At 72.3% G+C, this 24910-nt stretch carries 25 protein-coding genes; 15 read left to right on the top strand and 10 right to left on the bottom strand.

What is annotated here, in order from left to right; translation table 11 throughout:
• Positions 1-61: 61 nt before the first annotated feature.
• Both AB0C33_RS49555 and AB0C33_RS49550 read right to left on the bottom strand, forming a co-directional pair.
• Positions 62-1822, bottom strand: a complete 1761-nt coding sequence (locus AB0C33_RS49555) for a glycoside hydrolase family 15 protein (protein ID WP_358302311.1) — start codon at positions 1820-1822, stop codon at positions 62-64.
• 76 nt (positions 1823-1898) lie between these two features.
• Positions 1899-2501, bottom strand: a complete 603-nt coding sequence (locus tag AB0C33_RS49550) for a hypothetical protein (protein WP_358302308.1) — start codon at positions 2499-2501, stop codon at positions 1899-1901.
• A 63-nt stretch (positions 2502-2564) separates the two neighbouring features.
• Here AB0C33_RS49550 and AB0C33_RS49545 point away from each other — a divergent pair, with 63 nt between their 5' ends.
• Positions 2565-3995, top strand: a complete 1431-nt coding sequence (locus tag AB0C33_RS49545; RefSeq protein ID WP_358302305.1) for a PLP-dependent aminotransferase family protein — start codon at positions 2565-2567, stop codon at positions 3993-3995.
• Positions 3996-4044: 49 nt separating this feature from the next.
• Here AB0C33_RS49545 and AB0C33_RS49540 read toward each other — a convergent pair whose 3' ends face one another.
• Together AB0C33_RS49540 and AB0C33_RS49535 are read right to left on the bottom strand one after the other, a co-directional pair.
• A complete protein-coding gene (locus AB0C33_RS49540) occupies positions 4045-4659 on the bottom strand; it encodes a trimeric intracellular cation channel family protein (RefSeq protein ID WP_352363435.1) in 615 nt (204 codons plus the stop codon).
• A gap of 11 nt (positions 4660-4670) precedes the next feature.
• The gene (locus AB0C33_RS49535) at positions 4671-6161 is read right to left on the bottom strand and encodes an oligopeptide:H+ symporter (RefSeq protein ID WP_358302301.1); all 1491 of its coding nucleotides are present in this window, start codon (positions 6159-6161) and stop codon (positions 4671-4673) included.
• Between the two features lie 148 nt (positions 6162-6309).
• Between AB0C33_RS49535 and AB0C33_RS49530 the strand changes: the two genes are divergently transcribed.
• The 3 genes from AB0C33_RS49530 (at position 6310) to AB0C33_RS49520 (ending at position 10074) form a co-directional block, all read left to right on the top strand.
• Positions 6310-8154 carry a long-chain fatty acid--CoA ligase gene (locus AB0C33_RS49530; protein WP_358302298.1) on the top strand — a complete coding sequence of 615 codons (1845 nt, stop codon included), beginning with the start codon at positions 6310-6312 and terminating at the stop codon, positions 8152-8154.
• A gap of 81 nt (positions 8155-8235) precedes the next feature.
• On the top strand, positions 8236-9420 hold the full coding sequence (locus AB0C33_RS49525; protein ID WP_358302295.1) for a hypothetical protein: 1185 nt from the start codon (positions 8236-8238) through the stop codon (positions 9418-9420).
• A 153-nt stretch (positions 9421-9573) separates the two neighbouring features.
• Positions 9574-10074, top strand: coding sequence for a hypothetical protein (locus AB0C33_RS49520; RefSeq protein ID WP_358302293.1), 501 nt, complete (start codon positions 9574-9576; stop codon positions 10072-10074).
• Positions 10075-10170: 96 nt separating this feature from the next.
• On the opposite strand, the gene AB0C33_RS49515 is transcribed toward AB0C33_RS49520, so the two are convergent.
• On the bottom strand, positions 10171-10824 hold the full coding sequence (locus AB0C33_RS49515; protein WP_358302291.1) for an NAD(P)H-binding protein: 654 nt from the start codon (positions 10822-10824) through the stop codon (positions 10171-10173).
• Between the two features lie 112 nt (positions 10825-10936).
• Here AB0C33_RS49515 and AB0C33_RS49510 point away from each other — a divergent pair, with 112 nt between their 5' ends.
• The 3 genes from AB0C33_RS49510 (at position 10937) to AB0C33_RS49500 (ending at position 13225) form a co-directional block, all read left to right on the top strand.
• On the top strand, positions 10937-11302 hold the full coding sequence (locus tag AB0C33_RS49510) for a helix-turn-helix domain-containing protein (protein ID WP_358302288.1): 366 nt from the start codon (positions 10937-10939) through the stop codon (positions 11300-11302).
• A gap of 139 nt (positions 11303-11441) precedes the next feature.
• On the top strand, positions 11442-12431 hold the full coding sequence (gene moaA / locus AB0C33_RS49505; protein ID WP_358302285.1) for a GTP 3',8-cyclase MoaA: 990 nt from the start codon (positions 11442-11444) through the stop codon (positions 12429-12431).
• Positions 12432-12433: 2 nt separating this feature from the next.
• Positions 12434-13225 (top strand): NTP transferase domain-containing protein, encoded by a 792-nt coding sequence (locus tag AB0C33_RS49500; protein ID WP_358302282.1) that lies wholly within the window; start codon positions 12434-12436, stop codon positions 13223-13225.
• A 314-nt stretch (positions 13226-13539) separates the two neighbouring features.
• On the opposite strand, the gene AB0C33_RS49495 is transcribed toward AB0C33_RS49500, so the two are convergent.
• On the bottom strand, positions 13540-13854 hold the full coding sequence (locus AB0C33_RS49495) for a DUF3099 domain-containing protein (RefSeq protein WP_357977208.1): 315 nt from the start codon (positions 13852-13854) through the stop codon (positions 13540-13542).
• Between the two features lie 99 nt (positions 13855-13953).
• Between AB0C33_RS49495 and AB0C33_RS49490 the strand changes: the two genes are divergently transcribed.
• Positions 13954-14166: a dodecin gene (locus AB0C33_RS49490; RefSeq protein ID WP_125642491.1), complete on the top strand. Its 213-nt coding sequence runs from the start codon at positions 13954-13956 to the stop codon at positions 14164-14166.
• A gap of 191 nt (positions 14167-14357) precedes the next feature.
• Here the strand turns inward: AB0C33_RS49490 and AB0C33_RS49485 are convergent, their stop codons facing one another.
• Positions 14358-15716 carry a metallopeptidase TldD-related protein gene (locus AB0C33_RS49485; RefSeq protein WP_358302371.1) on the bottom strand — a complete coding sequence of 453 codons (1359 nt, stop codon included), beginning with the start codon at positions 15714-15716 and terminating at the stop codon, positions 14358-14360.
• Positions 15717-15730: 14 nt separating this feature from the next.
• Complete coding sequence (locus tag AB0C33_RS49480) at positions 15731-17224, bottom strand: TldD/PmbA family protein (RefSeq protein ID WP_352327883.1); 1494 nt, start codon at positions 17222-17224, stop codon at positions 15731-15733.
• A gap of 77 nt (positions 17225-17301) precedes the next feature.
• On the opposite strand from AB0C33_RS49480, the gene AB0C33_RS49475 reads away from it, so the two are divergent.
• Together AB0C33_RS49475 and fabI are read left to right on the top strand one after the other, a co-directional pair.
• Positions 17302-17997 carry a beta-ketoacyl-ACP reductase gene (locus AB0C33_RS49475; RefSeq protein ID WP_358008091.1) on the top strand — a complete coding sequence of 232 codons (696 nt, stop codon included), beginning with the start codon at positions 17302-17304 and terminating at the stop codon, positions 17995-17997.
• Between the two features lies 1 nt (position 17998).
• Positions 17999-18763, top strand: a complete 765-nt coding sequence (gene fabI, locus AB0C33_RS49470) for an enoyl-ACP reductase FabI (RefSeq protein WP_352327881.1) — start codon at positions 17999-18001, stop codon at positions 18761-18763.
• 7 nt (positions 18764-18770) lie between these two features.
• Here the strand turns inward: fabI and AB0C33_RS49465 are convergent, their stop codons facing one another.
• Positions 18771-19646: a hypothetical protein gene (locus AB0C33_RS49465; protein ID WP_358302279.1), complete on the bottom strand. Its 876-nt coding sequence runs from the start codon at positions 19644-19646 to the stop codon at positions 18771-18773.
• A gap of 127 nt (positions 19647-19773) precedes the next feature.
• Positions 19774-20721: an aldo/keto reductase gene (locus AB0C33_RS49460; RefSeq protein WP_358302276.1), complete on the bottom strand. Its 948-nt coding sequence runs from the start codon at positions 20719-20721 to the stop codon at positions 19774-19776.
• 146 nt (positions 20722-20867) lie between these two features.
• Between AB0C33_RS49460 and AB0C33_RS49455 the strand changes: the two genes are divergently transcribed.
• The 5 genes from AB0C33_RS49455 to mshC are packed head-to-tail and all read left to right on the top strand — an operon-like array spanning position 20868 to position 24775.
• Complete coding sequence (locus AB0C33_RS49455) at positions 20868-21554, top strand: histidine phosphatase family protein (protein ID WP_358302273.1); 687 nt, start codon at positions 20868-20870, stop codon at positions 21552-21554.
• A gap of 9 nt (positions 21555-21563) precedes the next feature.
• Positions 21564-22112 (top strand): DUF3090 domain-containing protein, encoded by a 549-nt coding sequence (locus AB0C33_RS49450; protein WP_352363409.1) that lies wholly within the window; start codon positions 21564-21566, stop codon positions 22110-22112.
• On the top strand, positions 22109-22873 hold the full coding sequence (locus AB0C33_RS49445) for an SCO1664 family protein (protein WP_352327876.1): 765 nt from the start codon (positions 22109-22111) through the stop codon (positions 22871-22873). Before AB0C33_RS49450 ends, AB0C33_RS49445 begins: the two co-directional genes overlap by 4 nt.
• A 31-nt stretch (positions 22874-22904) precedes the next feature.
• Positions 22905-23561: an NRDE family protein gene (locus AB0C33_RS49440; protein WP_358302270.1), complete on the top strand. Its 657-nt coding sequence runs from the start codon at positions 22905-22907 to the stop codon at positions 23559-23561.
• Complete coding sequence (gene mshC / locus AB0C33_RS49435; RefSeq protein ID WP_358302267.1) at positions 23558-24775, top strand: cysteine--1-D-myo-inosityl 2-amino-2-deoxy-alpha-D-glucopyranoside ligase; 1218 nt, start codon at positions 23558-23560, stop codon at positions 24773-24775. Before AB0C33_RS49440 ends, mshC begins: the two co-directional genes overlap by 4 nt.
• Positions 24776-24910: the final 135 nt, after the last annotated feature.

Below are 24910 nucleotides of genomic sequence, written 5' to 3'. Positions count from 1 at the left end.
GGGAAACCCGTTCCCGCCGGTGTCCCACCCGGCGCGGTGGGGGAAGCCCGTTCCCGCCGGGTCAGGCCCGCGACAGCGCGCGGGCGGCGTGGATCAGGGGCACGTGGCTGAACGCCTGCGGGAAGTTGCCCACCAGGCGCCCGTAGCGCGGGTCGTACTCCTCGGCCAGCAGCCCGACGTCGTTGCGCAGCTCCAGCAGGCGTTCGAACAGCTCCCTGGCCTCCTCCTTGCGGCCCTGCATCGCCATCACCTCCACCAGCCAGAAGCTGCACGCCAGGAACGCGCCCTCACCGCCGGGCAGGCCGTCGACGTCGTTGTCGGCGGCCAGCGGATAACGCAGGACGAACCCGTCGGACATGAGCTCCTTCTCGATCGCCGCCACCGTGCCGGTCACACGGGGGTCGTCGGGCGGCAGGAAGCCCACGACCGGGATCATCAGCAGCGCCGCGTCCAGCTCCGACGACCCGTACGACTGGGTGAAGGTGTTGCGGTGGGGGTCGAAGCCCTTGTCGCAGATCTCGGCGTGGATCGTGTCGCGCAGCACGCGCCACCTGTCGACCGGGCCGGTGCGGCCGAAGCTCTCGACGTACTTGACGGCCCGGTCGAGGGCGACCCAGCACATCACCTTGGAGTGCACGAAGTGCCGGCGCGGGCCGCGCACCTCCCACAGGCCCTCGTCGGGCTCGTCCCAGTGCTCCTCCACGTAGTCGAGGAGCTGGCGCTGGATCGACCAGGCGCGCTCGTCGGGGGCCAGGCCGCGGGCGCGGGAGACGTACAGGCAGTTCATCACCTCGCCGTAGACGTCGAGCTGGAGCTGCTGGACCGCCTCGTTGCCGATGCGGACCGGGCGGGAGCCCTCGTAGCCGTCCAGCCAGTCCAGGCGCAGCTCGGGCAGGCGGCGCTCGCCGGCGACGCCGTACATGATCTGCAGGTCCTGGGGACGCCCGGCGATGGTGCGCAGCAGCCAGGACCGCCAGTCGGCGGCCTCGTCGAGGTAGCCCGAGCTGATCAGCGCGTCGAGGGTCATCGTGGCGTCGCGCAGCCAGCAGAACCGGTAGTCCCAGTTGCGCACGCCGCCGATGTCCTCGGGCAGGGACGTGGTCGGCGCGGCCACGATGCCGCCGGTCGGCGCGTACGTCAGCCCCTTCAGCGTGATCAGCGACCGGGTCACCGCCTCCCGGTAGGGGCCCTGGTAGGCGCACTTGCCGACCCACTCGGTCCACATCGTCTCGGTCTCGGCGAGCTGCTCCTCGGCGTCGATGCGCGGCGGCATCGGCTCGTGGGAGGGGTGCCAGGTGAACACGAACGGCAGCCGGTCGCCCGCGTTGACGGTGAACGTCGCCCGGTGGGCGTAGTCGCCGCCCTTGAGCGGGACGGGGGAGTGCAGCCACACCGAGTCGGGGCCGCCGACGGCCTGCAGGTGGCCGTTCGTCCGGCGCACCCACGGCACGATGCGCCCGTAGTCGAAGCGCACGCGCAGCTGGGTGGAGACCTCGACGCTGCCCGAGACCCCCTCGACGATGCGCACGACGTCGGGGTTCCGGTCGCGCGGGGGCATGAAGTCGATCACCCGGACCGTGCCGGTCGGGGTGTCCCACTCGCTCTCCAGGATGAGCGTGTCGGGCCGGTACCGGCGCCGGGTGGCCGGCCGCCGGGCCGCCGGGCCCAGCCACCAGTGGCCGTTGCGCTCGCTGCCGAGCAGGGCCGCGAAGCACGAGGGGGAGTCGAACCTGGGCAGGCAGAGCCAGTCGATGGAACCGTCCCTCGCCACCAGTGCGGCCGACTGCATGTCTCCGATCAGCGCGTAGTCCTCAATCCGCATGCGCAAGACGCTACTCGCGCGCGGGCGATCCCGCGCCGGGCCCGGCCTGTCGCGTCAGGACGGGCCCGGCGCGGGATCACGACAAGGGGAACCAGCGGGTGAACAGCTGGGTCAGCGGGCCGATGGCGAGGGCGAAGACCAGCGTCCCGACGCCGACGCTGCCGCCGAGCAGCCAGCCCACGGCCAGCACGGTGAGCTCGATGAGGAAGCGGGCCAGCCGGACGGACAGGCCGAGCCGCATCAGGCCGGTCATGACGCCGTCGCGCGGCCCCGGGCCCATGCCCGCCCCGATGTAGAGCACGGTGGCCAGCGCGATCGCGACCACGCCGAGCGCCACGTACAACGCCTGGACGGCCAGGTGGGACGGCGTGGGCAGCAGCAGGATCGCCGCGTCGGCGAACAGGCCGAGGAACACCACGTTGCTGATCGTGCCGAGGCCGGGCCGCTGGCGCAGCGGGATCCACAGCAGCATCACCAGGGCGCCGACGCCGATGATGACGGTGCCGATGGACACGTCCAGCCGCAGGGCCAGGCCCTGGTGGAAGACGTCCCAGGGGTCGTTGCCGAGGCCCGACTCCACCTGCAGCCCGATGCCGGCGCCGTACAGGGCCAGGCCGCCGTAGAGGCGCAGCAGGCGGGAGGGGAGGGAACTCAGGCGGGGGACGGTTGCTTCGCTCATGATGGCCCTATGGTGGCAGGCCAACTGGTTGCCAAAACAGGGCCAATCGTGGAAAGTGGCCTTATGAGGCATTTGTCGGCTGCGCAGGTGGCCCGGCTGGTCGACGTCGATCCGGCCGCGCGGCCGTACTACCGCGCCCTGGCCGACGGCGTGCGCGCGCTCATCATGGACGGCCAGATCCCCGTACGCGTGCGCATGCCCGCAGAGCGCCACCTGGCCGAGACCCTGGGCGTCAGCCGAACCACCGTCACCTCCGCCTACGACCTGCTGCGCGAGCGCGGCTACCTGGACAGCAGGCAGGGCTCGGGAAGCTGGACGACCCTGCCGGACCCGGCCACCACCCGCGAGAACCCCTGGCTGTCCACCGGCGACGACGGCCTGATCCAGCTCCACTGCGCCGCCCCGCCCGCGCCGTCCGCGCTGCGCGAGGCCATGGCCGAGGCCCTGGACGACCTGCCCAGGTACGGCATGGGCAACGGCTACGACCCCATGGGCCTGCCGGTCCTGCGCGAGCGCGTCGCCGCCCGCTACACCGAGCGCGGCCTGGCCACCCGGCCGGACCAGATCGTCGTCACCACCGGCTCCCAGCACGCCATCCAGCTCGTGGCCGGGCTGCTGGTCGGCCCCGGCGACCCCGTCATGGTCGAGTCGCCGACCTACCCGCACGCCATCGACGTGGCCCGCCAGCACGGCGCCCGGATCGTGCCCTTCGGCATCTCGCACGAGGGCTGGCAGCCCGACCTGATGGCCGCCACGATGCGGCAGTCGGCCGCCCGCCTGGCCTACCTGATGCCCGACTTCCACAACCCCACCGGCGCCCTCATGGACGACGCCACCCGCGCCGCCGTCGCCGGCGCGGCCCGCCGCAACGACGTCATCCTGCTGGTCGACGAGACCTGGAGCGAGCTGGCCCTGGACGACGTGCCGCGCACCGCGCCGATGGCCGCCTTCGACACCGACAGCCGGGTGATCAGCATCGGGTCGGCGTCCAAGCTGTGGTGGGGCGGCCTGCGCATCGGCTGGATCCGCACCACGGCCGCCCTGGCCCGCCGGTTGGCCCGGCACCGCGCGGTCGTCGACATCTCCAGCCCGGTCATGGAGCAGCTGGTCACCGCCAGCCTGTTCGAGCGGATGGCGCAGACCCGCGCAGAACGCCTGCGCGGCCTGCGCGCCTCGCGGGACGCGCTGACCGCCGCGCTGGCCCGGCACCTGCCGGAGTGGACGTACACGCTGCCGCGCGGCGGCGGCACGCTGTGGGTGCGGCTCAACGGCGACACCTCCACCACGCTCGCCGACGCCGCCGTCTCCCACGGCGTGCGCCTGGCCCCCGGGCCCTGGTTCGGCCTGGAAGGCACCCTGGAGGGTTACCTGCGGCTGCCGTTCACCCTGCCGCCCGAGACGGTGGCAGACGCCGTCGCGCGCATCGCCCGCGCCCGCGTCCAGGGCCCCACCGGCGCCCGCCGCCACCCCGACTCGCTCGTGCCGATGGTGTGAGCGGCTCGCCCGTGCGTGGTGCGGGGGCTGCTCGCGCGTGGTGTGGGGGTCAGGAGTGCTCCTCGGCGCCCTTGGCCAGGGGCGCCCGCCAGTTGCGGCGCATCGCGGTGATGCGCAGGCCGAAGGCCAGCAGCGCGGCGGCCAGCGTGGCCGGCCAGCCGTGCAGCCCGGCCGTGGACAGGCCCGCCATCACGGCCGAGCCCAGCAGGGCGGGCACCGCGTAGAGCTGGCGGTCGTACAGCAGCGTGGGGATCTCGCCGGCCAGCACGTCGCGGATCACGCCGCCGCCGACGGCCGTCGTGACGCCGAGGATGGTGGCGTGCAACGGGCTGAGGCCGTACTCCAGGGCCTTCTCGGTGCCGACGGCCGCGAACAGGCCGAGGCCGGCCGCGTCGAGCACGAGGATGACCGGCATCACGCGGGCCACGTGCGGATGCCAGAAGAAGACGATCACCGTGGCGGCCACCGGCACCAGCACGTAACCCAGGCTCTGGAAGGCGGCCGGCCGCACGTTGAGAATGAGATCGCGGACCAGGCCGCCGCCGAGCGCGGTCATCTCGGCCAGGACGCCCATCCCGACCACGTCGAGCCGCTTGCGCACACCCATGAGCGCACCGGTCAGTGCGAAGACAAAAATACCGACAAGGTCGAGAATTTCAGACACGTTGGATGTTTTTACCGGATCGGCGGCATGGCCGCCGCATGGTAGTGCTCGGCCATGAGAACCCGCAGTTTCCGCGTGAACAGGAACATCGCCACCCCGGCCGCGATCGCCATGATCGCCAGGACCAGGTAGTACATCGGGTCGGACAGGTACCGGGTGAGCCGCCCCGTCTGGCCGCCCACCGCGTCGCCCACCGACACCGCGATGAACCAGATCCCCAGCATCTGCCCCTTGAACGCCTCCGGCGCCAGCTTCGTCGTCACCGACAGCCCGACCGGGCTCAGCGACAGCTCGCCGAACACCTGGATCAGGTAGACCAGCACCAGCCACCACACCGACACCCGCCCGCCGGTCGCCAGCCCGGCGGCGATCGCCATCACCACGAAGCTCAGCCCCACCATGACCAGCGCGAACCCGAACTTCTGCGGCGTGCTCACCCGCACCCCGAGCTTCACCCACAACGCCGCGAACACCGGCACGAAGATCATGATGAACAGCGGGTTGAACGACTGCGTCGTCGCCGCCTGGATCGGCACCCCGAACAGCTCCAGCCGGGTGTGGTCGGCGGCGAAGAACAGCAGCTTGCTCGGCGCCAGGTCGTAGATCATCCAGAAGATCGCCGCCGCGACGAACAGCCAGATGTAGGCCTTCATCCGGCTGCGCTCCTCGTCGGTGAGGCTGTGGCTGCCCAGCAGGATGTAGGCGAAGTAGACCACCGGCACGATCAGGATGACGATCGTGATCGCCAGCGCCAGACGGTCGATGGTGAGCGTGCCCGTGGCCGCCCACGCGCCGAGCGCGAGCGCGGTCACCGCCACGCCCGCCCCGGCCATCCGGCCGAACCGGCGGCGCTCGGGCGGCGTCAGCCGGACGCCGGGACGCTCCCCGACGCCGCGCAGGTTCCGGCCGCCCCAGACGTACTGCAGCAGGCCGAGGGCCATGCCGACGGCGGCGGCGCTGAAGCCCAGGTGCCAGCGGTCGCCGTCGGCCAGCCAGCCGACGACGAGGGGCGCGAAGAAGGCGCCCAGGTTGATGCCCAGGTAGAACAGGGAGAAGCCGGCGTCGCGGCGGCCGTCCTCGTCCTCGCCGTACAGGCGGCCGACCATGACCGAGATGTTCGGCTTGAGCAGGCCCGTGCCGCTGATGATGAGCAGCAGCCCCAGCCAGACGAAGAACGACGTCGTCACCGGGATCGCCATGCTGATGTGGCCCAGCATGATGACGAACCCGCCCCAGAACACCGACCTGCGCGCCCCCAGCACGCGGTCGGCGATCCAGCCGCCGGGCAGCGCCACCAGGTAGATCAGCGCCCCGTAGACGCCGACCACCGCCTGCGCGGTCTCCTGCGACATGCCGAGGCCCTTGTGGGCCGGCGAGGCCGCCATGAACGTGGCCAGGATCGCCCGCAGGCCGTACCAGCTGAAGCGCTCCCACATCTCCGTGGAGAACAGGGTCGCCAGCCCCCACGGATGCCCGAAGAAGGTCCTTCCGCCCTTGCTCATGCCCGCCCCCCCGAGACACGTACGGCACCTGGACGATCACTCTACGTGACCGCCCCGACTGTTTCCCGCCTGGGTCTTGCCGCTGTCCAGAGGGTGTGGTGCGATGCATGCCACCTGTGCAAGTGATTACTGACTGGAGGCGGGTGCCATGGCCGAAGTCCTCGACGTACGGGCCGACATCGAGCGGGAGATCGCCGGTCGCACGGTCTGCGAACAGCTCAGGCAGGTGGCCGCCCGGCACCCCGACGCACCCGCGTACTCCGACCCCGAAGGCTCCGGCGGCTGGACGACGTTGACCTACGGGCAGGCGCGGCGGCGCATCCTGGAGATCGCGGCCGCCTTCGCCGCCCTCGGCCTGCGGCGCGGCGAATCAGTCGCGATCATGATGGTCAACCGCAGCGAGCACGTGCTGGCCGACCTCGGCGCCGTGCACGCCGGCGGCGTGGGCTGCACGGTCTACTCCACCTTCGCGCCCGACCAGATCGCGTTCGTGGCCGGCGACGTGGGCGCCCGCTTCGCCGTGCTGGGCGGCCCCGCCGAGCTGGCCCGCTGGCAGCCGGTGCTCGACCGGCTCGACGGCCTGCGCCGGATCATCATGCTCGACGGCGCCCCCGACGACGAGCGCTTCCTGTCCTGGGCCGACTTCCTCGACCTGGGCCGCGCCCGCCTGGCCGAGGACGAGGCCGCCGTCGAGGCCCGCGCCCGCGAGGTGGCCGCCGGCGACGTCGTCACCGTGCTCTACACCTCGGGCACCACCGGCATGCCCAAGGGCGTGCCGCTCACCCACACCAACGTCTTCTACGAGGCCGCCGCCACCGACCGCATCACCTCGCTGCCGACGCACGGCACCCAGATCTCCTACCTCACCTACGCCCACATCGCCGAGCGCATCCTCAGCCTCTACCTCCCGCTGGTCAAGATGTCGCACGTGCACTTCTGCACCGACCTGGCCAATCTCGGCGCCACGCTCGGCCAGGTCAGGCCGATGATGTTCTTCGGCGTGCCGCGCGTGTGGGAGAAGATGATGGCCCGGCTGCTGGCCGTGCTCGCCACGCAGCCGCCCGAGCAGCAGGCCGCCGTACGCGAGGCCATGGCGGCCGGCGCCGCCTACGTCGAGGCCGGCCAGTACGGCGGCACGATCACCCCCGAGATCCAGGCCGCCTACGACAAGGCCGACGCGGCCCTGCTGTCGGTCGTCCGCGGCATGATCGGCTTCGACCGCGCCGAGTGGACCGCGACCGGCGCCGCCCCTCTGCCCGCCGAGGTCCAGCACTTCTACGCCGGGCTCGGCCTCAAGGTCATCGACGTCTACGGCATGACCGAGACCACCGGCGCCTTCACCGGCAACAGCCCCTCCTGCTACCGCCTGGGCACCGTCGGCAGGGCCGAGCCCGGCGTCGAGGTGCGCATCGCCGAGGACGGCGAGATCCTTACCCGCAGCCCGCTCAACACCGGCGGCTACCTCAACCGCCCCGAGGCCACCGCCGAGCTGCTCGACGCCGACGGCTGGCTGCACACCGGCGACATCGGCACGGTCGACGACGACGGCTTCTACCGCGTCGTCGACCGCAAGAAGGAGCTCATCATCACCGCCGGCGGCGAGAACGTCTCGCCCGCCGAGATCGAGAACCACCTCAAGGAGCACCTGCTCATCGGCCAGGCCCTCGCCTACGGCGACAACCGCCCGCACCCGGTGGCCGTCCTGACCCTCGACGGCGAGACCGCGCCGGGCTGGGCGCAGGCCCGCGGCATCGGCTTCACCTCCCTGGCCGAGCTGGCCGAGCACCCCGACGTCCTCAAGGAGGTCGCGGCCGCCGTCGAGGCCGCCAACGCCAGGCTGGCCAGGGTGCAGCAGGTCAAGCGGTGGGCGCTGCTCGGCACCGAGTGGACCGCCGAGACCGAGGAGCTCACCCCGAGCCTGAAGCTGAAGCGGCGCGTCATCCACGCCAAGTACGCCGACATCATCGAGTCCCTCTACGACGAGGCGCGCTGATCTCGCGCCCCCGTCGGCTTTGCCATAAGGGGTGCGTGTCGCGGTCCTGGTCATGACCGGGCGGTTCCTAGCGTCTCGCTCATGACCAGAAGCCTCCTTCTCGTCTCGCTCGCGGCGGGGTCGCTCACGGCGCCCGTGCCTGCGTATCCCGCCGCGACCGAGCTCGCCATCCGCGCCATCACCGTACGGCCCGCGAACCCGGTCGTGGGTGCCCACGACTCGGTGAGCCTGGTGATCGACGTGATCGCGCGGGGCGCGCGCGGCAAGAACGGCGTCACCGTCAAGGTGGAGCCCGGCGCCCCGCCCGGCCCGCTGCTGTCGGCCAAGCCCCCGGTCGAGGACGCCGCCGACCTCCCGCCCGCCTCCGACCTCCCGCCCGCCGCCGAACCCGGCCTCCAGCCTCCGGCCGTTTCCGGGCCGCCGTCGTCCTCCTCGTCCTGGACGCCCGGGACGTCCTCGGCGCCCGGCGAGTCCTCTGGGCCCGCCGAGTCCGCCGAGTCCACCGAGTCCGCCGAGTCCACCGAGTCCGCCGGGTCCGCCGGGTCCGCGGGGCCCTCCGGATCTTCGGCGTCGCCGGTCGGCCCGGCCGGCGCCGCGCCGGGGAGCGCGTACGCGCATCCGGCTTCCGGCGGCCCGGTCGAGGGGCTGCGGGCCCTGATGCCGCTGCCCCTGACGGTCGTCGCCGATCCAGCTGCCGCCGGGCCAGGTGCCGCCGAGCCGAGGGTCGACCTGCAGAAGGCCCCGTCCACCGGCACGCTGCCGCCCCGGCTGGTGTGGCGGCAGGGGGCGACCCCGCCGGCCCGGATGGCGGCCGACTGGCAGACCTGGCGTTTCCTGCCCGACAAGAAGCTGAACCGCTTCTACCCGACCGGCACCTGGACGATCAGCGCCACCGCCAGGGACGCCGACGGCGCCACGGTCACCGAATACGCCTCCTTCGAGCTCAGGAGGGCGACCAGGTTGTCGTCCGTCCGGGTGGAGAGGTCGCCGAAGTCCGCCGGCGGCGTGCGCCTGCGCGGCTCGCTGACCAGGATCGACCCGCGCGGCTTCACCGACTTCGGGCCGTACGCCAAGCAGCGGCTGCGGCTCCAGTGGCGCGGGGAGGGCTCGCCGGCCTGGGAGGACGTGGCCGAGACGACGACCGACGCGGCCGGGGCCTTCGTGCAGACGGTGCCGCCCAGGAGAGGCGGCCTGTGGCGCGTGCACTTCCCAGGAAACCCCCACTACGCGCCATACACCACTAAACCCCGACAAATCGCCAGTTAAGGTAATAAAGCACGCACAAAAATCCGTCGGGGCATTTGTCGTTATCTAATCGTGATCTGTCGTATCGCAACTTTTCTTTACCCTTACGCGTCATTAGGCGTTGACGTGTCCCGTCCCTGGGGCGCGTCCGAGACGGGGAAGGATTTGTTTTTGATGATGCGACGTCTAGCCGCCGGACTGGCCGCGGCCGCTCTGGGCGCCACGATGGTGGCCACCGCCGCCGCCGCGCCCGCCCTGGCGGACACGGACCCCGATCCCGACTTCGCGGGCGGGAGCACGAGCCTCCAGCTCGACGTCAACCCCGAGCCGGCGCGGCGCGGCAGGGCCCTCGACATCCAGGGCAAGCTGTCGGTGTCCTGCGACGAGGACTACATCAGCGGGTTCGTCGCGGTGCACCACGCCGACTACTGCAAGGACAGCGAGCGCTGGCACCGTCTGGCGTGGAAGCGGGTCGTGATCCTCTTCCAGGCCGACGGCAGCGACAAGTGGGACTACGTCGAGTCGGTGCGCACGAACCGGGACGGCTCCTTCCGCACCAGCGAGCGGGCCTACACCTCGGGCACCTGGCGCGCCGTCTTCGAGGGCTCCAGGTACCTGGCCCCCTCCGAGGGCAAGGACTGGGTGAAGGTCTACGGCGGCGGCCACCGCCACTAGCGGCACCGGCGGAAGCCCGGCCTCACGGCCGGGCTTCCGGCATGTCCGGCCCCGTCCGGAGCCGCTCCCGAGCCGTTCCCGGGCCGGTCGTCGCCGTCAGTAGCCCACGGCGACATGCGCCCGGTGGTGCCGCGGGTCCTCGATCTCGGCCACCACCGCCGCCGCCAGATCGGCGTAGGAGAACACCGGCCCGCCCTCCTCGGCGGCCATGACCTGCTCCCCGCCGAACCGGTGCCGCCCGCTGCGCTCCGCCCGGTCGTCCAGCACCACCGGCGGCGGCGCGATCACCACCCAGTCCAGCGCCCCGCCCTCCGCGCGGAAGACCTCCAGCTCGGCGGCGTGCCCGAGGGAGAACGTCCGGGCGTCCTCGGGGAAGCCGGGGGTGTCCACCAGCCGCGTCCCCGGCGCGACCTCCAGCAGGGTGCCGATGCCCAGCGCCACCAGCCGGGGCACGCCCGCCGCCGCCAGCCCGCCGGTCAGCGCCCGCGCCGCCGCCGTGTAGAACTCCGCGGACGGCACGTCCAGCCGGACGCTCGCCTGCACCGCCACGTCGTGCCCCGCCGCGACCGCCGCCACGCTCTCCCGGTCGGTCACGTCACCGGCGACCACGCGCACGCCGTCACCGGACGGCCCCGCGTACCGGCCCGGGTCGCGCACCACGGCCGTCACCTCGTGCCCCCGCTCCACGGCCTGCCCGACCACCCGCGCGCCGGCCCGTCCGCCCGCGCCGAAAACCACGATCCTGCTCATCGTCAACACTCCGTCCAGCGGCCGGCACACCCGGCCGCGCCCGGCAGACGGTAGACGCCCGATGGTCACTTCCCGCAACGATAGTGAGCTCCCGCCGCCTAGCATGGACGTCATGGCCGAACCCCTTGACCCCGACATGTTCGCCGCCTGTGTCCACGTCGCCCCCGTCCGCGTCGGCGACAAGTGGACCGCCAAGATCATCCGTTGTCTGGAGCAGGGCCCGAGACGCTTCACCGAGCTGCAGGTCCCGCTGCGCGGCATCACCCCGAAGGTCCTCACCGAGTCCCTGCGCGCCATGGAACGCGACGGCCTGCTCACCCGCACGGCCTACGCCGAGATCCCGCCCCGCGTCGAGTACGCGCTGACCCCCCTCGGCCGCAGCCTGCTCGCGCCCATGGCGGCCGGCTGCGAGTGGTCCAGACGGCACCTGTCGGAGCTCATCGACGCCCGCGAGTCCTGGCAGGCCGCCCACCCCTGACGATCCCGTCCCGGCGGCCCCACGGAATCGATCACCGGCGCGGCGCGTTGCCTGCCAGGGAGAGGCAGGCGGTTTTGAGCGCCGCGCGACACCCGTCGTAGTCTGGCTCTCTGGCGAAACGGACAGGAGGTGACGCCCCATGTTGCGAGACTCGTTCGGACGGGTGGCGACGGATCTGCGGGTGTCCCTCACGGACAAGTGCAATCTGCGCTGCACGTACTGCATGCCGCCCGAAGGGCTCGACTGGCTGCCCAAGGCCCAGTTGCTGACGGCCGACGAGATCGTCCGGCTGGTGCGCATAGGCGTCGAGCGGCTGGGCGTCACCGAGGTGCGCTACACCGGCGGCGAGCCGCTGCTGCGGCGCGAGCTGGTCGACATCGTCGCCCGCACCACCGCCCTCGACCCGCGTCCCCAGGTGCTGCTGACCACCAACGGCATCGGCCTGGCCCGGCTGGCCGAGCCGCTGGCGCGGGCCGGCCTCGACCGGGTCAACGTCTCACTCGACACGCTCGACCCGGCCACGTTCAAGCAGCTCGCCCACCGCGACCGGCACGCCGACGTCATCGCCGGGTTGGCCGCCGCCGACGCGGCGGGCCTGCGCCCGGTCAAGGTCAACGCGGTGCTCATGCGCGGCGTCAACGACCACGAGGCCGTGCCGCTGCTGCGCTTCTGCCTGGAGCGCGGCTACGAGCTGCGCTTCATCGAGCAGATGCCGCTCGACGCCCAGCACGGCTGGACCCGCGAAGGCATGATCACCGCCGACGAGATCCTCGAACGCCTCTCGGCCGCCTTCGACCTGACCCCCGACGACCTGGAGCAGCGCGGCAGCGCCCCGGCCGAGCGGTTCCTGGTCGGCGGCGGCCCGGCCCGGGTCGGCGTGATCGGCTCGGTGACGCGCCCGTTCTGCGGCGCCTGCGACCGGGTCCGGCTCACCGCCGACGGCCAGGTGCGCAACTGCCTGTTCGCCACCGAGGAGTCCGACCTCAAGACCGCCATGCGCGCGGGCGCCTCCGACGACGACCTGGCCGCCCGCTGGGTCGCCGCGGTCGCCCGCAAGCGCGCCGGGCACGGCATCGACGACCCGTCCTTCCTCCAGCCGTCCAGGCCGATGTCGGCCATCGGCGGCTGACGATGCTCTTCGACGCGGTCGTCCTGGCCGGGGGAGCGGCCCGCCGCCTGGGCGGCGCCGACAAGCCCGGCCTGGCCGTCGGCGGCCGTCCGCTGGTCGAGCGGGTGGTCGCGGCGGCGTCCGGCGCGCGCCGCACGGTCGTCGTCGGGCCGACCCGGGAGCTGCCCGGGGTCGTGTTCACGCGGGAGGACCCGCCGGGCGGCGGGCCCGTCCCCGCGCTGGCCGCCGGGTTGCGCGAGGTCGAGGCGCCGTGGCTGGTGCTGCTCGCCGGCGACCTGCCGTTCCTGAGGGCCGCGCACGTGCGGGAGCTGCTGGCGGCGGCCCGTCCCGGCGCGGGGGCGGTCATGGTCGACGACGACGGCCGCGAGCAGTGGCTCGTCGGCGCCTGGCCGGTGCCGCAGCTGCGGGCGGCGCTCGCCGCCTACCCAGGGCGTTCCCTCAAGGGCCTGCTCGGCCCTCTGACCGGAACGCGGCTGGCCTCGCCGGGCCGGCCGTGGTTCGACTGCGACACGATGGACGACCTGAAGGAGGCTCGCATGAACGTACTCGCCGAGTGGACGGCGCTGGTGTGCAAGGAGCTGGGCGTCGACCCCGCCCGGGTGGACCGCGACCTGGTCCTCGACCTGACCAAGGAGGTCGCCCACGGGGTGGCCAGGCCCGCCGCGCCGCTCACCGCCTACCTGCTCGGGCTGGCCCAGGGCGCGGGCAGCGCCCCTGAGGACGCCGTGGCCAGACTGGTCACATTGGCGAAGAACTGGGAGCAGGCGACCACCGAGACGCTGACTGACGGCTGACACTCGAACGAACTCTTGAAGTCAAGCCGGCCGCTTCCTGAAGATTTCCTGAGAATTACGAGGAGGAGGCCGGTGTAAACGATTTCGGGAAAGCGGTCCTATCGGACTCCGGCCGGCGCGGGGGACTGATCGTCCAATGCAAAGGGCTGGCCAGGAAAAGGGCGACGCCGGGTGGTTACGGGGGCAAACCACCCGGCGTCGCTTCATCGGCGTTCCGACGGGGGCCCGGAACGCCGGCACCAGCACTCCGACGGGGGACCGGAGCGCTTGCCTAAAGCGTACACCTACAACCCATGGGATGCGTCAAGACTTAGTCACGACCCGATCTCGCGTCGATGCAGCGGTATCTCGGTTTGGTTAGCCTCGGGGGACTGAAAGTGGGGCGGCGGCGCGCCCTCGCTGCGCTCATTGGCCCCGATTACGGCAATGTATGGCAAAAACACTGCCCCGGCGATGAACAGCAGCCGGTAGGGCCACGGCACCGGCACCACGACCGCCAGGATCAGGCAGATCGTCCGGATGCCCATCTTGATCAGGTAGGCGACCTCACGCTTGCGGATGTCCGCCGTGAGCGAGGGTCTGGCGTCGGTGACCTGGTGGACGTCCGGCTTCTTGCGCCACCCCTTCATACCTTCCACGGTAGACCTCGTACGGGCAGGGCGCGACGGCGCGGCCGGGCGATGAGGAGGGTCATGCGATCATGGCCTTCGAGTAAGGAGGATGGGGAGATGACGGATCGAACGTATCGGGTCACTGAGATAGTCGGCACGTCGGGGGAGAGCCTTGACCAGGCCATCCGCAACGGCCTCCAGCGGGCCTCGCAGACCCTGCGCCACCTGGACTGGTTCGAGGTCACCGAGATCCGCGGCCACCTCGACGGAGGCGAGATCGCGCACTACCAGGTGGGCATGAAGGTGGGCTTCCGCCTGGAGGACTCCTGACCGTCCCCCGACGGCCCGGGGCCGGCGCCCCGGCACACCGACCCCCGTCCCGGCCCCGGCCCGCCCTGCGGCCCGCTGGAGGCCCGGACGGCGGCCGGCACGACGACGCCCGCCGCCCCGCTCGATCGCGGGACGGCGGGCGCGCCCGGCAGCCGTACGGCCGTGACGTACGGCCCTGACGTACGGCGGGGTCAGCTCGCCTGGCTGACCGTCGACATGTTGAAGTCCGGCACCCGCAGCGGCGGCATCACCGTGCGCTGGAAGTAGTCGTTCCATTCGCGGGGCAGCGTGCGCTCGGCCGCCCCCACCTCCGTGACGCGCCCGAGCAGGTCGACCGGGCTCTCGTTGAACCGGAAGTTGTTCACCTCGCCGACGACCTCGCCGTGCTCCACCAGGTAGACGCCGTCGCGGGTGAGGCCCGTGACCAGCAGCGTCTGGGGATCGACCGCGCGGATGTACCACAGGCAGGTGACGAGCAGCCCGCGCCGGGTGGAGGCGATCATCTCCTCCAGCGACCGGGCGCCCTCCGCCGGGCCGGACATGACCAGGTTGTCGATGCCGGGCGTCACCGGCAGCCCGCTCAGCTCGGCCGAGTAGCGCGTCTGGAGCAGCGACTCCAGCCGGCCGTCCCTGATCCAGTCGGTGGGGGCCAGCGGCAGGCCGTTGTCGAACACCGAGCCGTCGCGGCTGGAGGCGTGCGCGGTGACGAACGGCGCGCACGCGATGCCCGCGGCCCGGGGATCGCTGGACAGCGTGATCGGCAGCGTGGCGAGCTGCTCGCCCACCCGCGTGCCGCCGCCCGGCCCGGAGAACACCGAGCGGCCGTCGAGCGCGTCCCTGGCGCCCGAGGACCAGTACAGGTAGATCATCAGGTCGGCCACCGCGCTCGGCGGCAGCAGCGTCTCGTAGCGGCCCGCGGGCAGGTCGACCCGGGTCTTGGCCCACTCCAGGCGCTGGGCCAGCGAGGCGCCGAGCGCGGCCACGTCGACGTCGGCGAAGTCCTCGGTGAACACGCCGGTCCAGGCCGACCGCTTCAGGTCGCCGGACTTGGCGTTGAGCTCCAGGCGGCCGGTCGGCTGGTCGTGCCGCAGCCGCACGCCGGTGGAGGTGCCGAGGAAGGTCGAGGTGAGGGAGTGCTCGGCGAAGCCGTAGAGCTTCCTGTCGCCGGACTCGGCGGCCGAGAACGCCTCGCCGAGCGCGGGCGCGAACCGCTCGAACACCCCGATGTCGGTCGGCCGCACCTCGTCGTCCCAGCCGGGCGCGGCCGGGCCGCCCTCGACCAGCGGGCGGGCGTCCTCGGCCGGCCGGGCCTCGCGGGCCGCCCGGTCGGCCGCCGCGACCACGTCGGGGAGCTGGTCGGCGCGCACGGCCGAGCGCGAGACCACGCCCACGCCGTGCCCGGCCACCGAGATCACGGTCAGCCGGGACGAGCGGGCCACGCCGTTGGTCGTCAGCGTGTTGCCCGCGAAGCGCAGGTTGGCCGTGGAGCCCTCGTCCACCAGCACCACGCAGCCGTCGTTCGCGGAGAGCTCCAGAGCCCTCTCCACCATCTCCTGCGGAGTAGTCACTTGCCGCCCTCCTGCACCGTGTTGAGCACGCGCACGCCCCTGAACAGCGCCGACGGGCATCCGTGGCTGACCGGCGCGACCTGCCCCGGCTGGCCCTTGCCGCAGTTGAAGGCGCCGCCCAGCACGTACGTGCCCGGCCCGCCGACGCCGTCCATCGACTGCCAGAAATCGGTCGTGGTGGCCTGGTAGGCGAAGTCTCTGACCTGCCCGGCCAGCTTCCCGTGCGAGATCCGGTACGCCCGCTGCCCGGTGAACTGGAAGTTGTAGCGCTGCATGTCGATCGACCAGCTCTTGTCGCCCACGATGTACAGGCCGCGCTCCACGCCCGCGATCAGCTCCTCGGTGGAGGGCCCGCCGGGGGCGGCGGCCAGCGACACGTTCGCCATGCGCTGGATCGGCATGTGGCCGGGGGAGTCGGCGAACGCGCACCCGTTGGAGCGCCCGAACCCCTTCATCAGCGCCATCCGCCGGTCGAGCTGGTAGCCCACCAGCACGCCGTCCTTGACGATGTCGAAGCTCTGCCCCCGCACGCCCTCGTCGTCGTAGCCGACCGTGGCCAGGCCGTGGGTGACCGTGCGGTCGCCGGTGACGTTCATCAGCGGCGAGCCGTAGACCAGCTCGCCGAGCTGGTCGAAGGTGGCGAAGCTGGTGCCGGCGTAGGCGGCCTCGTAGCCCAGCGCGCGGTCGAGCTCGGTGGCGTGGCCGATCGACTCGTGGATCGTCAGCCACAGGTTGGACGGGTCGATCACCAGGTCGTAGTCGCCCGCCTCGACCGAGGGCGCGGCCAGCTTCTCGGCCAGCAGCTCGGGCAGCCGGCCCAGCTCGGCCGGCCAGTCCCAGCCCGTGCCGGTCAGGTACTCGTAGCCGCGGCCGACCGGCGGCGCGATCGTGGACATGTCGTCGAAGCCGCCCTCGTGCGCCTTCATCGCGTTGAGCGACGGATGCACCCGCACGCGCTGCTGCGTCGTCACCGTGCCCGCGGTGTCGGCGTAGAACTTCTGCTCCTTGACCTGCAGCAGCCGCGCCGAGACGTGGTCGGCGCCCTTGAGCAGCCCGGCCGACCAGTCGGCCAGCAGCCCCACCTTGTCGGCGGAGGGCACCTCGAACGGGTCGACGTCGTAGTCGGAGACCCACACCGCGTCGGCGTGCACCGGCTCGGGCGCCAGCTCGATGGGCTCCCGGTTGACCGGCGCGCTCACCTCGGCCACCCGCACCGCCTGCTCGGCCACCGCCGCGGCGGCCTGCGGGGTCAGGTGGATGCCGGCCGCGAACCCCCATGTGCCACCCTTGACGACACGGACCGCGTAGCCGAGGTCGTCGGCGTCGAGCGCGCCTTCGAGGCGGGCGTCGTACAGGCGCAGCGTCTCGGCCCTGACGCGTTCGAGCCGGAAGTCGGCGTGCTCGGCGCCGAGGTCGCGGGCGCGTTGCAGGGCCGCGTCCGCGAGCTGCCGCAGCGGCAGTTCCAGGAAATCGGGATCGATCTGGCGCATGTCCACGATCCTAACCCTGTGATCTTGTGCCACCCGGACAAGCGGATACCCGCAAGTAAGAGATAGCGTCAGATGCCATGGCACGCTCTGTACTCGTCACCGGAGGCAATCGCGGCATCGGCCTCGCGATCGCCCGTGAACTCGCCGCGGCCGGCGACGCCGTCGCGGTCACCTACCGATCGGGGGAGCCGCCGGAGGGTCTGTTCGGCGTCCGCTGCGACGTCACCAGCACGGCCGAGGTCGAGGCCGCCTTCGACAAGGTCGAGGCCGAGCAGGGGCCGGTCGAGGTCCTCGTCTCCAACGCGGGCATCACCAAGGACACCCTGCTGGCGATGATGAAGGAGGAGACCTTCACCGACGTCATCGACGCCAACCTGACCGGGGCCTACCGTGTGGCCAAGCGCGCCATCAGGCCCATGATGAAGATCAAGCGCGGCCGCATCATCCTCATCTCCTCCGTGGTCGGCCTGTCCGGCCAGGCGGGCCAGGCCAACTACGCCGCCTCCAAGGCCGGCCTGGTCGGCTTCGCCCGCTCCCTGGCCCGCGAGTACGGCTCGCGCAACATCACCGTCAACGTGGTCGCGCCCGGCTTCGTGGCCACCGACATGACGTCCGGCCTCGACCAGGAGGCCATCGTCAAGAACATCCCGCTCGGGCGGCAGGCCGCCCCAGCGGAGATCGCGCGCGTCGTCCGCTTCCTGGCCGGCGACGACGCCTCGTACATCACCGGGGCCGTGATCCCGGTCGACGGCGGACTCGGAATGGGGCACTGACGTGGGAATTCTCGAAGGCAAGCGAATCCTCGTGACCGGCGTGCTCACCGACGCCTCCATCGCCTTCTCGGTGGCCAAGCTGGCCCAGGAGGAGGGCGCCACGGTGGTGCTCACCGGGTTCGGCCGGCTGAGCCTGGTCGAGCGCATCGCCAAGCGGCTGCCCCAGACCCCGCCGGTGCTGGAGCTCGACGTCCAGGACACCGACCAGCTCGACACGCTGGCCGCCCGCGTGGGCGAGCACGTCGACGGGCTCGACGGCGTCGTGCACTCCATCGGCTTCGCGCCGCAGAGCGCCCTCGGCGGCAACTTCCTCAACACGCCGTGGGAGGACGTCGCCACCGCCCTGCAGGTCTCCACGTACTCGTTCAAGTCGCTGGCCGTGGCCTGCCTGCCGCTGATGAAGGAGGGCGGCGCGGTCGTCGGCCTCGACTTCGACGCCTCCAAGGCCTGGCCGGTCTACGACTGGATGGGCGTGGCCAAGGCCGGCCTCGAGTCGTGCAGCCGCTACCTCGCCCGCGACCTGGGCAAGCACAACATCCGGGTCAACCTGGTCTCGGCCGGGCCGCTGCGCACGATGGCCGCCAAGTCGATCCCGGGCTTCAAGGAGTTCGAGGAGAGCTGGCCCGAGCGCTCGCCGCTGGGCTGGGACCTCACCGACACCGTCCCGGCCGCCAAGGCGTGCGTGGCGCTCATGTCCGACTGGTTCCCCGCCACCACCGGCGAGATCGTGCACGTCGACGGCGGCGCGCACGCGATCGGCGGCTGAGCGCGCCTCACGCCAGGCGGTGCCTGCCGCTGCTGCCCGCCGGGGCCGGCTCGAACGGGATCGACTCGCTCGGCTCGGCCCGGTGCCGCCGCTGCTGCACGATCCGGGTGGCCAGCACCGCCGACCCCAGCAGCACGATCGTCAGCACGGTGCCCAGCACGTCGTGAGCCGGCGGGCTGGGCCGCACCACTCGCTGGTCGCGCAGCGGCACGGCCAGCTCGCGCCCGAACGGGTTGGGCCACAGCAGCTCCACCCGCGAGTCGTCGGGATCGGCGGTCGGCTCCTCGGCGGTGACCGGCCGCTCGTCGTCCAGCGTGTACGGCTGGTGCTGCGGCGGCGTGGGCGGTTGCGTCGGCAGCGGCGCGGTGGCCTCGTCGGTCTCGCGCTCGTGCGGCCGGTCGCTCCGGCGGCGCCCGGTCCCGGTCTCGGGCCCGGTCTCGGTCCCGGGCGAGGCCGTCGGGGTGGGGTAGGCCGTCAGCGACGGGAGCACGCCCTGGTCGTCGCAGGCCAGCACCGGCAGGCACACGTCCTTCAGCGTCTCGGGCACCAGGTCGCTGTGGCTGGGGCTGGGGGAGGGGCGGTCCGAGTGGGACGGTTCGGCGGGCCTGCCGGTCGGCACGGCGTCGCCGACGGTGCCCAGCACCTCGCCGGTGGCCTTGTCGACGCCCTTGGTCACCGGGTCGGCCTTGCCGCCGGTCACGTCGTCGACCGTGCCCGTGAGCGCGCCGACGACGTCGCACAGCGTGTCGGTGACGCCCGAGAGCAGCCCACCCTCGCCCGGGCAGCCCTGGACGGCGGCGGCGGAAGCGGCCGGCGCCCCCGCCGGGATCGCCGCCAGCGCCACCGCGAGCACCCCGGCCGAGATCGCGGTCCTGCTCCCCATCCGTCCCCTCCTGTGTCGCTTCAGGAGGAAATCCTTATGGACAAGGCCCGTCAGACGCAGGCTTTTTCCCGGTAAAGTTGCGATTCGGTATCGACTAGTGATACGCGAGATGGATTCTCGTTCGTCGTCAGTCGAGCGAGGACACGTCATCCAGCGCCTCCCGGATCTCGATCGGGAGCACGACGTCCTCGGCTGACAGAATCCCTTTGAGCTGCGTGTGGGTGCGGGCGCCGACGATCGCCGAGGCCACCCCGGGCTGGTCGCGCACCCACGACAAGGCCACCGCCAGCGGCGAGACGCCGAGCCCGTCGGCGGCGGTGGTGACCGACTCGACCACGCTGCGGCCGCGCTCGTCGAGATAGGGGCGGACGAAGTCGGCGAAGTGCGGCGTCGCGGCGCGGGAGTCGGCCGGGATGCCGGTGCGGTACTTGCCGGTCAGCACGCCCCGGCCCAGCGGCGACCAGGCCAGCACGCCGACGTCGAGGTGGGCGGCGGCGGGCAGCAGCTCGCGCTCGGGCTCGCGGGCCAGCAGCGAGTACTCGACCTGGGCCGAGGTGATCGGGATGCGGCCGGGGACCGACCTCTGGGTGACCGCGGCGGCGGCGAGCTGCCAGCCCGCGTAGTCGCAGACGCCGGCGTAGACGGCCCGGCCGGAGGAGACGATCGCGTCGAGGGCGGCCAGGGTCTCCTCCAGCGGCACCTCGGAGTCGTAGGTGTGCAGCTGCCACAGGTCGACGTAGTCGAGGCCGAGCCGGTTGAGCGACTCGTCGACGGCGGCGATCAGGTGGCGCCTGGAGGCGTCGCGCGGCCGGCGGCCGGTCGGGGTGACCACGGCCTTGGTGGAGATCACCAGCTCCGAGCGCGGCACGGAGTCGCGCAGCATGCGGCCGAGCAGCCGCTCGGAGTCGCCCCCGGTGTAGACGTCGGCGGTGTCGACGAGGGTGCCGCCCGCGTCGAGGAACGAACGGAGCTGGGCGGCCGCCTCCTCCGGGTCGGTGTCACGGCCCCAGGTCATCGTGCCGAGCCCCAGCCGGGACACCGACAGGCCGCTGCGGCCGACATAGCGCTGCTCCATGATCCCGCCAGGTTACCAAGAACGGGCTCGCCCGCCAGTCCGCCGCTCCAATGTCCTGCCTGGTGAGGAGCGTGGCGGCGGGTGGATGCGAAGTTTTCTCGCAGGTGCGTGAAACATGGTGATCCGCGCCTGCGACACTTGCTGGTGTGACCACCCTTCTGCTGGCCCGCCACGGGCTGACCGACCTCACCGGGCCGGTGCTGGCCGGGCGCACCCCGGGGGTGCACCTGAGCGAGGCCGGGCGGGCGCAGGCCGAGGCGCTGGCCGGCCGCATCGCCGGGGTCCGGCTCGACGCCGTCGTCTCCAGCCCGCTCGAACGCTGCCGCGAGACCGCCGAGGCCGTCGCCAAGGGCCGCGGGGCGGACGTGGTCCTCGACGAGCGGCTGATCGAGTGCGGCTACGGCGCCTGGACGGGCCGCCCGCTCAAGGAGCTCGCGCAGGAGCCGCTCTGGCAGACCGTGCAGGCGCATCCCAGTGCGGTGACATTTCCGGAAGGGGAGTCGCTGGCCGATATGCAACATCGGGCGGTCGCCGCGGTCCGGGAGTGGAATCGACGCCTCGGGTTGAAGGGTGTCTACCTGGCGTGCACGCACGGAGACGTCATCAAGGCGATCGTGGCGGACGCTCTGGGGCTGCACCTCGATCATTTTCAGCGGATAACAGCCGATCCTGCGGCCCTCACCGTGATTCGCTATGCCCCCTTGCGTCCCTTTGTTCTCAGGATTAACGATATGGGGGAATTGCGGTTGCCCGAGGATTCGGAGGAGAAAGACGGGGGAGAAAACATCACCGGGAGCGATGCCGCCGTCGGCGGTGGACCCGGGACCACGTAAGGTCAGGCTATGCCGGTCTTCGACTACGACCCACCGGAGAGGTTCGTCGCCGGCGCCCTGGGGCAGCCGGGCGCGCGGGTCTTTTTTCTGCAGGCCAGGGCCGAGGGCAGACTGACCACCGTGGCGCTGGAGAAGCTGCAGGTGGCTGCGCTCGCGGGCAGGCTCGACGAGCTGCTCGACGAGGTTCTGCGGCTCAGCGGCGGCACCGCGCACGTGCCCGCGCTGGCTCCGGCCGACCTGGCCGACGACGCCCCCCTCGACGTGCCGGTCGCGGAGGACTTCCGGGTCGGCACCATGGCGCTCGCCTGGGACGACGACAAGTCCCAGGTGGTGATCGAGGCGCAGGAGGTCATCGACGAGGAGGACCTCGACGGCCCCGACCCCGCCGTGCTGCGGGTGCGGATCAGCGCCGGGGCCGCCCGTGCCTTCACCCGCAGGGCGCTCCAGATCGTGGCGGCGGGCCGTCCTCCCTGCCCCCTGTGCGGGCAGCCGCTCGACGCCGAAGGCCATGTCTGCGTCCGACTCAACGGCTACCGCGGGGGTGAGGCGGCTTCATGACCGCTCCTGAGAGCGAACCGGCCGTCAAGCCGCCACAAGGGCCGATCATGCAGGAGGAGGAGGCGCTCACGCTGCTGCGCGACGGGCGCCTGGAGGTGGCCGGCCGCCTGGTCGAGGCCACCAACATGACTCTCTATTGCTCGATCAAGCTGGGCGGCCGCAGCGCCGCCTGCGTCTACAAGCCCGTCCGCGGCGAGCGCCCCCTGTGGGACTTCCCCGACGGCACTCTCGCCGCCCGCGAGGTGGCCGCCTACGAGGTCTCCCAGGCGACCGGCTGGCGCATCGTGCCGCCGACCGTCTACCGCGAGGGCCCGTTCGGGCCCGGCATGTGCCAGCTGTGGATCGACACCGAGCGCGAGATCGACCTGATGCGGCTGGTCAAGAGCCGTAACCCGGTGGTGCGCCGGATGGCGGTGTTCGACGCGGTGGTCAACAACGCCGACCGCAAGGGCGGTCACCTGCTTCCGCTGCCGACCGGGCACGTCTACGGCGTCGACCACGGCGTCTGCTTCTCGGTCGAGGACAAACTCCGTACCGTGCTGTGGCAGTGGCGGGGCAAGCCGCTGGCGCGCGAGGCGGTGGCGGTGCTGGCCAAGCTGGAGCGCGACCTGGAGTCGGGCTCGCTGGGGCGGCGGCTGCGCGAGCTGCTCACGCTGGCCGAGGTGGAGGCCACCTGGCGGCGGGTCAGGCGGCTGCTGGACACCGGCGTGCATCCGTACCCGTCGGAAGGGTGGCCGGCGGTTCCCTGGCCCCCTATCTGAGGACTGGCGGGGGTTTTATACCCTTTGCCGCATGTGCACGCTGATCGTGAGAACCGGGGAGCCGCTGACCCTCATGGGCGTGCGGGACGAGCTCACCGACCGCCCCTGGGAGGCGCCCGGGGAGCACTGGCCCGAGCATCCCGGGGTGATCGGCGGCCGTGACCTCAAGGGCGGCGGCACCTGGATGGCCGTCTCCCCGTCCGCCTGCCGCGCCGCCGCCCTCCTCAACGGCCACGGCACGATGGCCCCCGAGACCACCAGGGTCTCCCGCGGCGACCTGGCCCTGATCGCGGTGTCCACGGGCGACGTCCCGGACGTCGACCTGACCCGCTACGACCCCTTCCACCTCGTGCTCGCCGACCTGTCCGGCGTGCGGCTGTTCAGCTGGGACGGCGACCGCCTCACCGCCTCCGCCCTGCCCGACGGCACCAGCATGGTCGTCAACACCGGCCTCGACCCGGACGCCGGCCGCGTCCGGGCCCACCTGCCACGCTTCGCGAGCGCGCCCGACTGGGCGGAGCTGATCACCGGCGCGCACTCCGACCGGCCGGACGCCCTCCTGGTGCGCAACACCCTGCCCGACGGCCGCGTCTACGCCTCGCTGTCGGTGATGCGGGTCACCCTGGCTCAGGACGACACCGCCTACGAGTTCACGGACCTTACGGCACGGATAGGCTCAAAGGCATGAGATCGTGGTCTGCCCAGAACATCCCCAAGCTCCCAGGTGAGAGCATTCCGCTGCGTCTCTACGACACGACGACGAGGCAGGTGCGGCAGACCGATCCCGGCCCCACCGCCCGGATGTACGTCTGCGGCATCACCCCCTACGACGCCACCCACCTCGGCCACGCCAACACCTACCACGCCTTCGACCTGGTGGGCCGGATGTGGCGGGACGCCGGGCACGAGGTCCACTACACCCAGAACGCCACCGACGTGGACGACCCGCTGCTGGAGCGGGCCGCCCAGACCGGCATCGACTGGCAGGAACTGGCCGAGCGCGAGATCGAGCTGTTCCGCACCGACATGGAGGCCCTGCGCATCCTGCCGCCGCGCGAGTACGTCGGCGTCACCGAGGTCGTGGGCCACGTCGCCGACCTGATCACCGAGCTCGCCGCCAAGGGCTGCACCTACGACCTCGACGGCGACGTCTACTTCAAGGTGGCCGACGCCCCCAAGTTCGGCCAGGTGTCCGGCTACGACGAGGCCGAGATGCTGGCCCTGTCCGCCGAGCGCGGCGGCGACCCCGACCGGCCGGGCAAGCGGCACCCGCTCGACTGGCTGCTGTGGCGGGCCGAGCGGCCCGGCGAGCCGGCCTGGGAGACGAGCCTGGGCCGGGGGCGTCCCGGCTGGCACATCGAGTGCACCGCGATCGCGCTGCGCAACCTGGGCCCCGGCTACGACGTGGCGGGCGGCGGCTCCGACCTGATCTTCCCGCACCACGAGTGCGGCGCCTCCGAGGGGCACGCGGCGACGGGGGAGTGGCCGTTCGCCAAGTTCTACACGCACGCGGGCATGGTGGCGCTCGACGGCGAGAAGATGTCGAAGTCCAAGGGCAACCTGGTGTTCGTCAGCCGGCTGCGGCAGCAGCACGACCCGATGGCCGTGCGGCTCGTCCTGCTGGCCCACCACTACCGGGAGGACTGGGAGTACACGCCCGGCCAGCTCGCCGCCGCCGAGCGCCGGCTCGCGCTGTGGCGCTCGGCCGTCGCCCTGCCGGGCGCGCCGCACGCGGAGGAGCTGCTGGCCGCGGTCCGCGAGCGGATGACCGACGACCTCGACTCGCCGGGCGCGCTGGCCGCGATCGACGCCTGGGCCGAGCGGGCGCTGGCCGAGGGCGGCCCGCAGCAGCCCGGCCTGGTCAAGGACCTGACCGACGCCCTCCTCGGCATCGCCCTCTGACAAACCGACCGACGGGTGACATGGTCGTGGGGGGGGGGGGGGGGGGGCCCCGCCCCCCCCCCCCGGGGGCGGGGGGGGGGGGGGGGGGGTCGGGGGCCCAGGCGCCCCGCGGTACAGGTGTTTGGCGGGGGGGTG

The organism is Nonomuraea sp. NPDC048881 (assembly GCF_040649795.1).
Lineage (GTDB): Bacteria > Actinomycetota > Actinomycetes > Streptosporangiales > Streptosporangiaceae > Nonomuraea.
Note: the sequence above shows the minus strand (reverse complement) of the source record. Positions and strands in the feature narration are given on the sequence as shown.

Excerpts from the sequence above, each read along its gene's own strand:
- AB0C33_RS49555 (WP_358302311.1), bottom strand. The coding sequence starts at position 1,822 with ATGCGGATTGAGGACTACGCGCTGATCGGAGACATGCAGTCGGCCGCA.
- AB0C33_RS49550 (WP_358302308.1), bottom strand. The coding sequence starts at position 2,501 with ATGAGCGAAGCAACCGTCCCCCGCCTGAGTTCCCTCCCCTCCCGCCTG.
- AB0C33_RS49545 (WP_358302305.1), top strand. The coding sequence starts at position 2,565 with ATGAGGCATTTGTCGGCTGCGCAGGTGGCCCGGCTGGTCGACGTCGAT.
- AB0C33_RS49535 (WP_358302301.1), bottom strand. The coding sequence starts at position 6,161 with ATGAGCAAGGGCGGAAGGACCTTCTTCGGGCATCCGTGGGGGCTGGCG.
- AB0C33_RS49530 (WP_358302298.1), top strand. The coding sequence starts at position 6,310 with ATGGCCGAAGTCCTCGACGTACGGGCCGACATCGAGCGGGAGATCGCC.
- AB0C33_RS49525 (WP_358302295.1), top strand. The coding sequence starts at position 8,236 with ATGACCAGAAGCCTCCTTCTCGTCTCGCTCGCGGCGGGGTCGCTCACG.
- AB0C33_RS49520 (WP_358302293.1), top strand. The coding sequence starts at position 9,574 with ATGATGCGACGTCTAGCCGCCGGACTGGCCGCGGCCGCTCTGGGCGCC.
- AB0C33_RS49515 (WP_358302291.1), bottom strand. The coding sequence starts at position 10,824 with ATGAGCAGGATCGTGGTTTTCGGCGCGGGCGGACGGGCCGGCGCGCGG.
- AB0C33_RS49510 (WP_358302288.1), top strand. The coding sequence starts at position 10,937 with ATGGCCGAACCCCTTGACCCCGACATGTTCGCCGCCTGTGTCCACGTC.
- moaA (WP_358302285.1), top strand. The coding sequence starts at position 11,442 with ATGTTGCGAGACTCGTTCGGACGGGTGGCGACGGATCTGCGGGTGTCC.
- AB0C33_RS49500 (WP_358302282.1), top strand. The coding sequence starts at position 12,434 with ATGCTCTTCGACGCGGTCGTCCTGGCCGGGGGAGCGGCCCGCCGCCTG.
- AB0C33_RS49495 (WP_357977208.1), bottom strand. The coding sequence starts at position 13,854 with ATGAAGGGGTGGCGCAAGAAGCCGGACGTCCACCAGGTCACCGACGCC.
- AB0C33_RS49490 (WP_125642491.1), top strand. The coding sequence starts at position 13,954 with ATGACGGATCGAACGTATCGGGTCACTGAGATAGTCGGCACGTCGGGG.
- AB0C33_RS49485 (WP_358302371.1), bottom strand. The coding sequence starts at position 15,716 with ATGGTGGAGAGGGCTCTGGAGCTCTCCGCGAACGACGGCTGCGTGGTG.
- AB0C33_RS49480 (WP_352327883.1), bottom strand. The coding sequence starts at position 17,224 with ATGCGCCAGATCGATCCCGATTTCCTGGAACTGCCGCTGCGGCAGCTC.
- AB0C33_RS49475 (WP_358008091.1), top strand. The coding sequence starts at position 17,302 with ATGGCACGCTCTGTACTCGTCACCGGAGGCAATCGCGGCATCGGCCTC.
- AB0C33_RS49465 (WP_358302279.1), bottom strand. The coding sequence starts at position 19,646 with ATGGGGAGCAGGACCGCGATCTCGGCCGGGGTGCTCGCGGTGGCGCTG.
- AB0C33_RS49460 (WP_358302276.1), bottom strand. The coding sequence starts at position 20,721 with ATGGAGCAGCGCTATGTCGGCCGCAGCGGCCTGTCGGTGTCCCGGCTG.
- AB0C33_RS49450 (WP_352363409.1), top strand. The coding sequence starts at position 21,564 with ATGCCGGTCTTCGACTACGACCCACCGGAGAGGTTCGTCGCCGGCGCC.
- AB0C33_RS49445 (WP_352327876.1), top strand. The coding sequence starts at position 22,109 with ATGACCGCTCCTGAGAGCGAACCGGCCGTCAAGCCGCCACAAGGGCCG.
- AB0C33_RS49440 (WP_358302270.1), top strand. The coding sequence starts at position 22,905 with ATGTGCACGCTGATCGTGAGAACCGGGGAGCCGCTGACCCTCATGGGC.
- mshC (WP_358302267.1), top strand. The coding sequence starts at position 23,558 with ATGAGATCGTGGTCTGCCCAGAACATCCCCAAGCTCCCAGGTGAGAGC.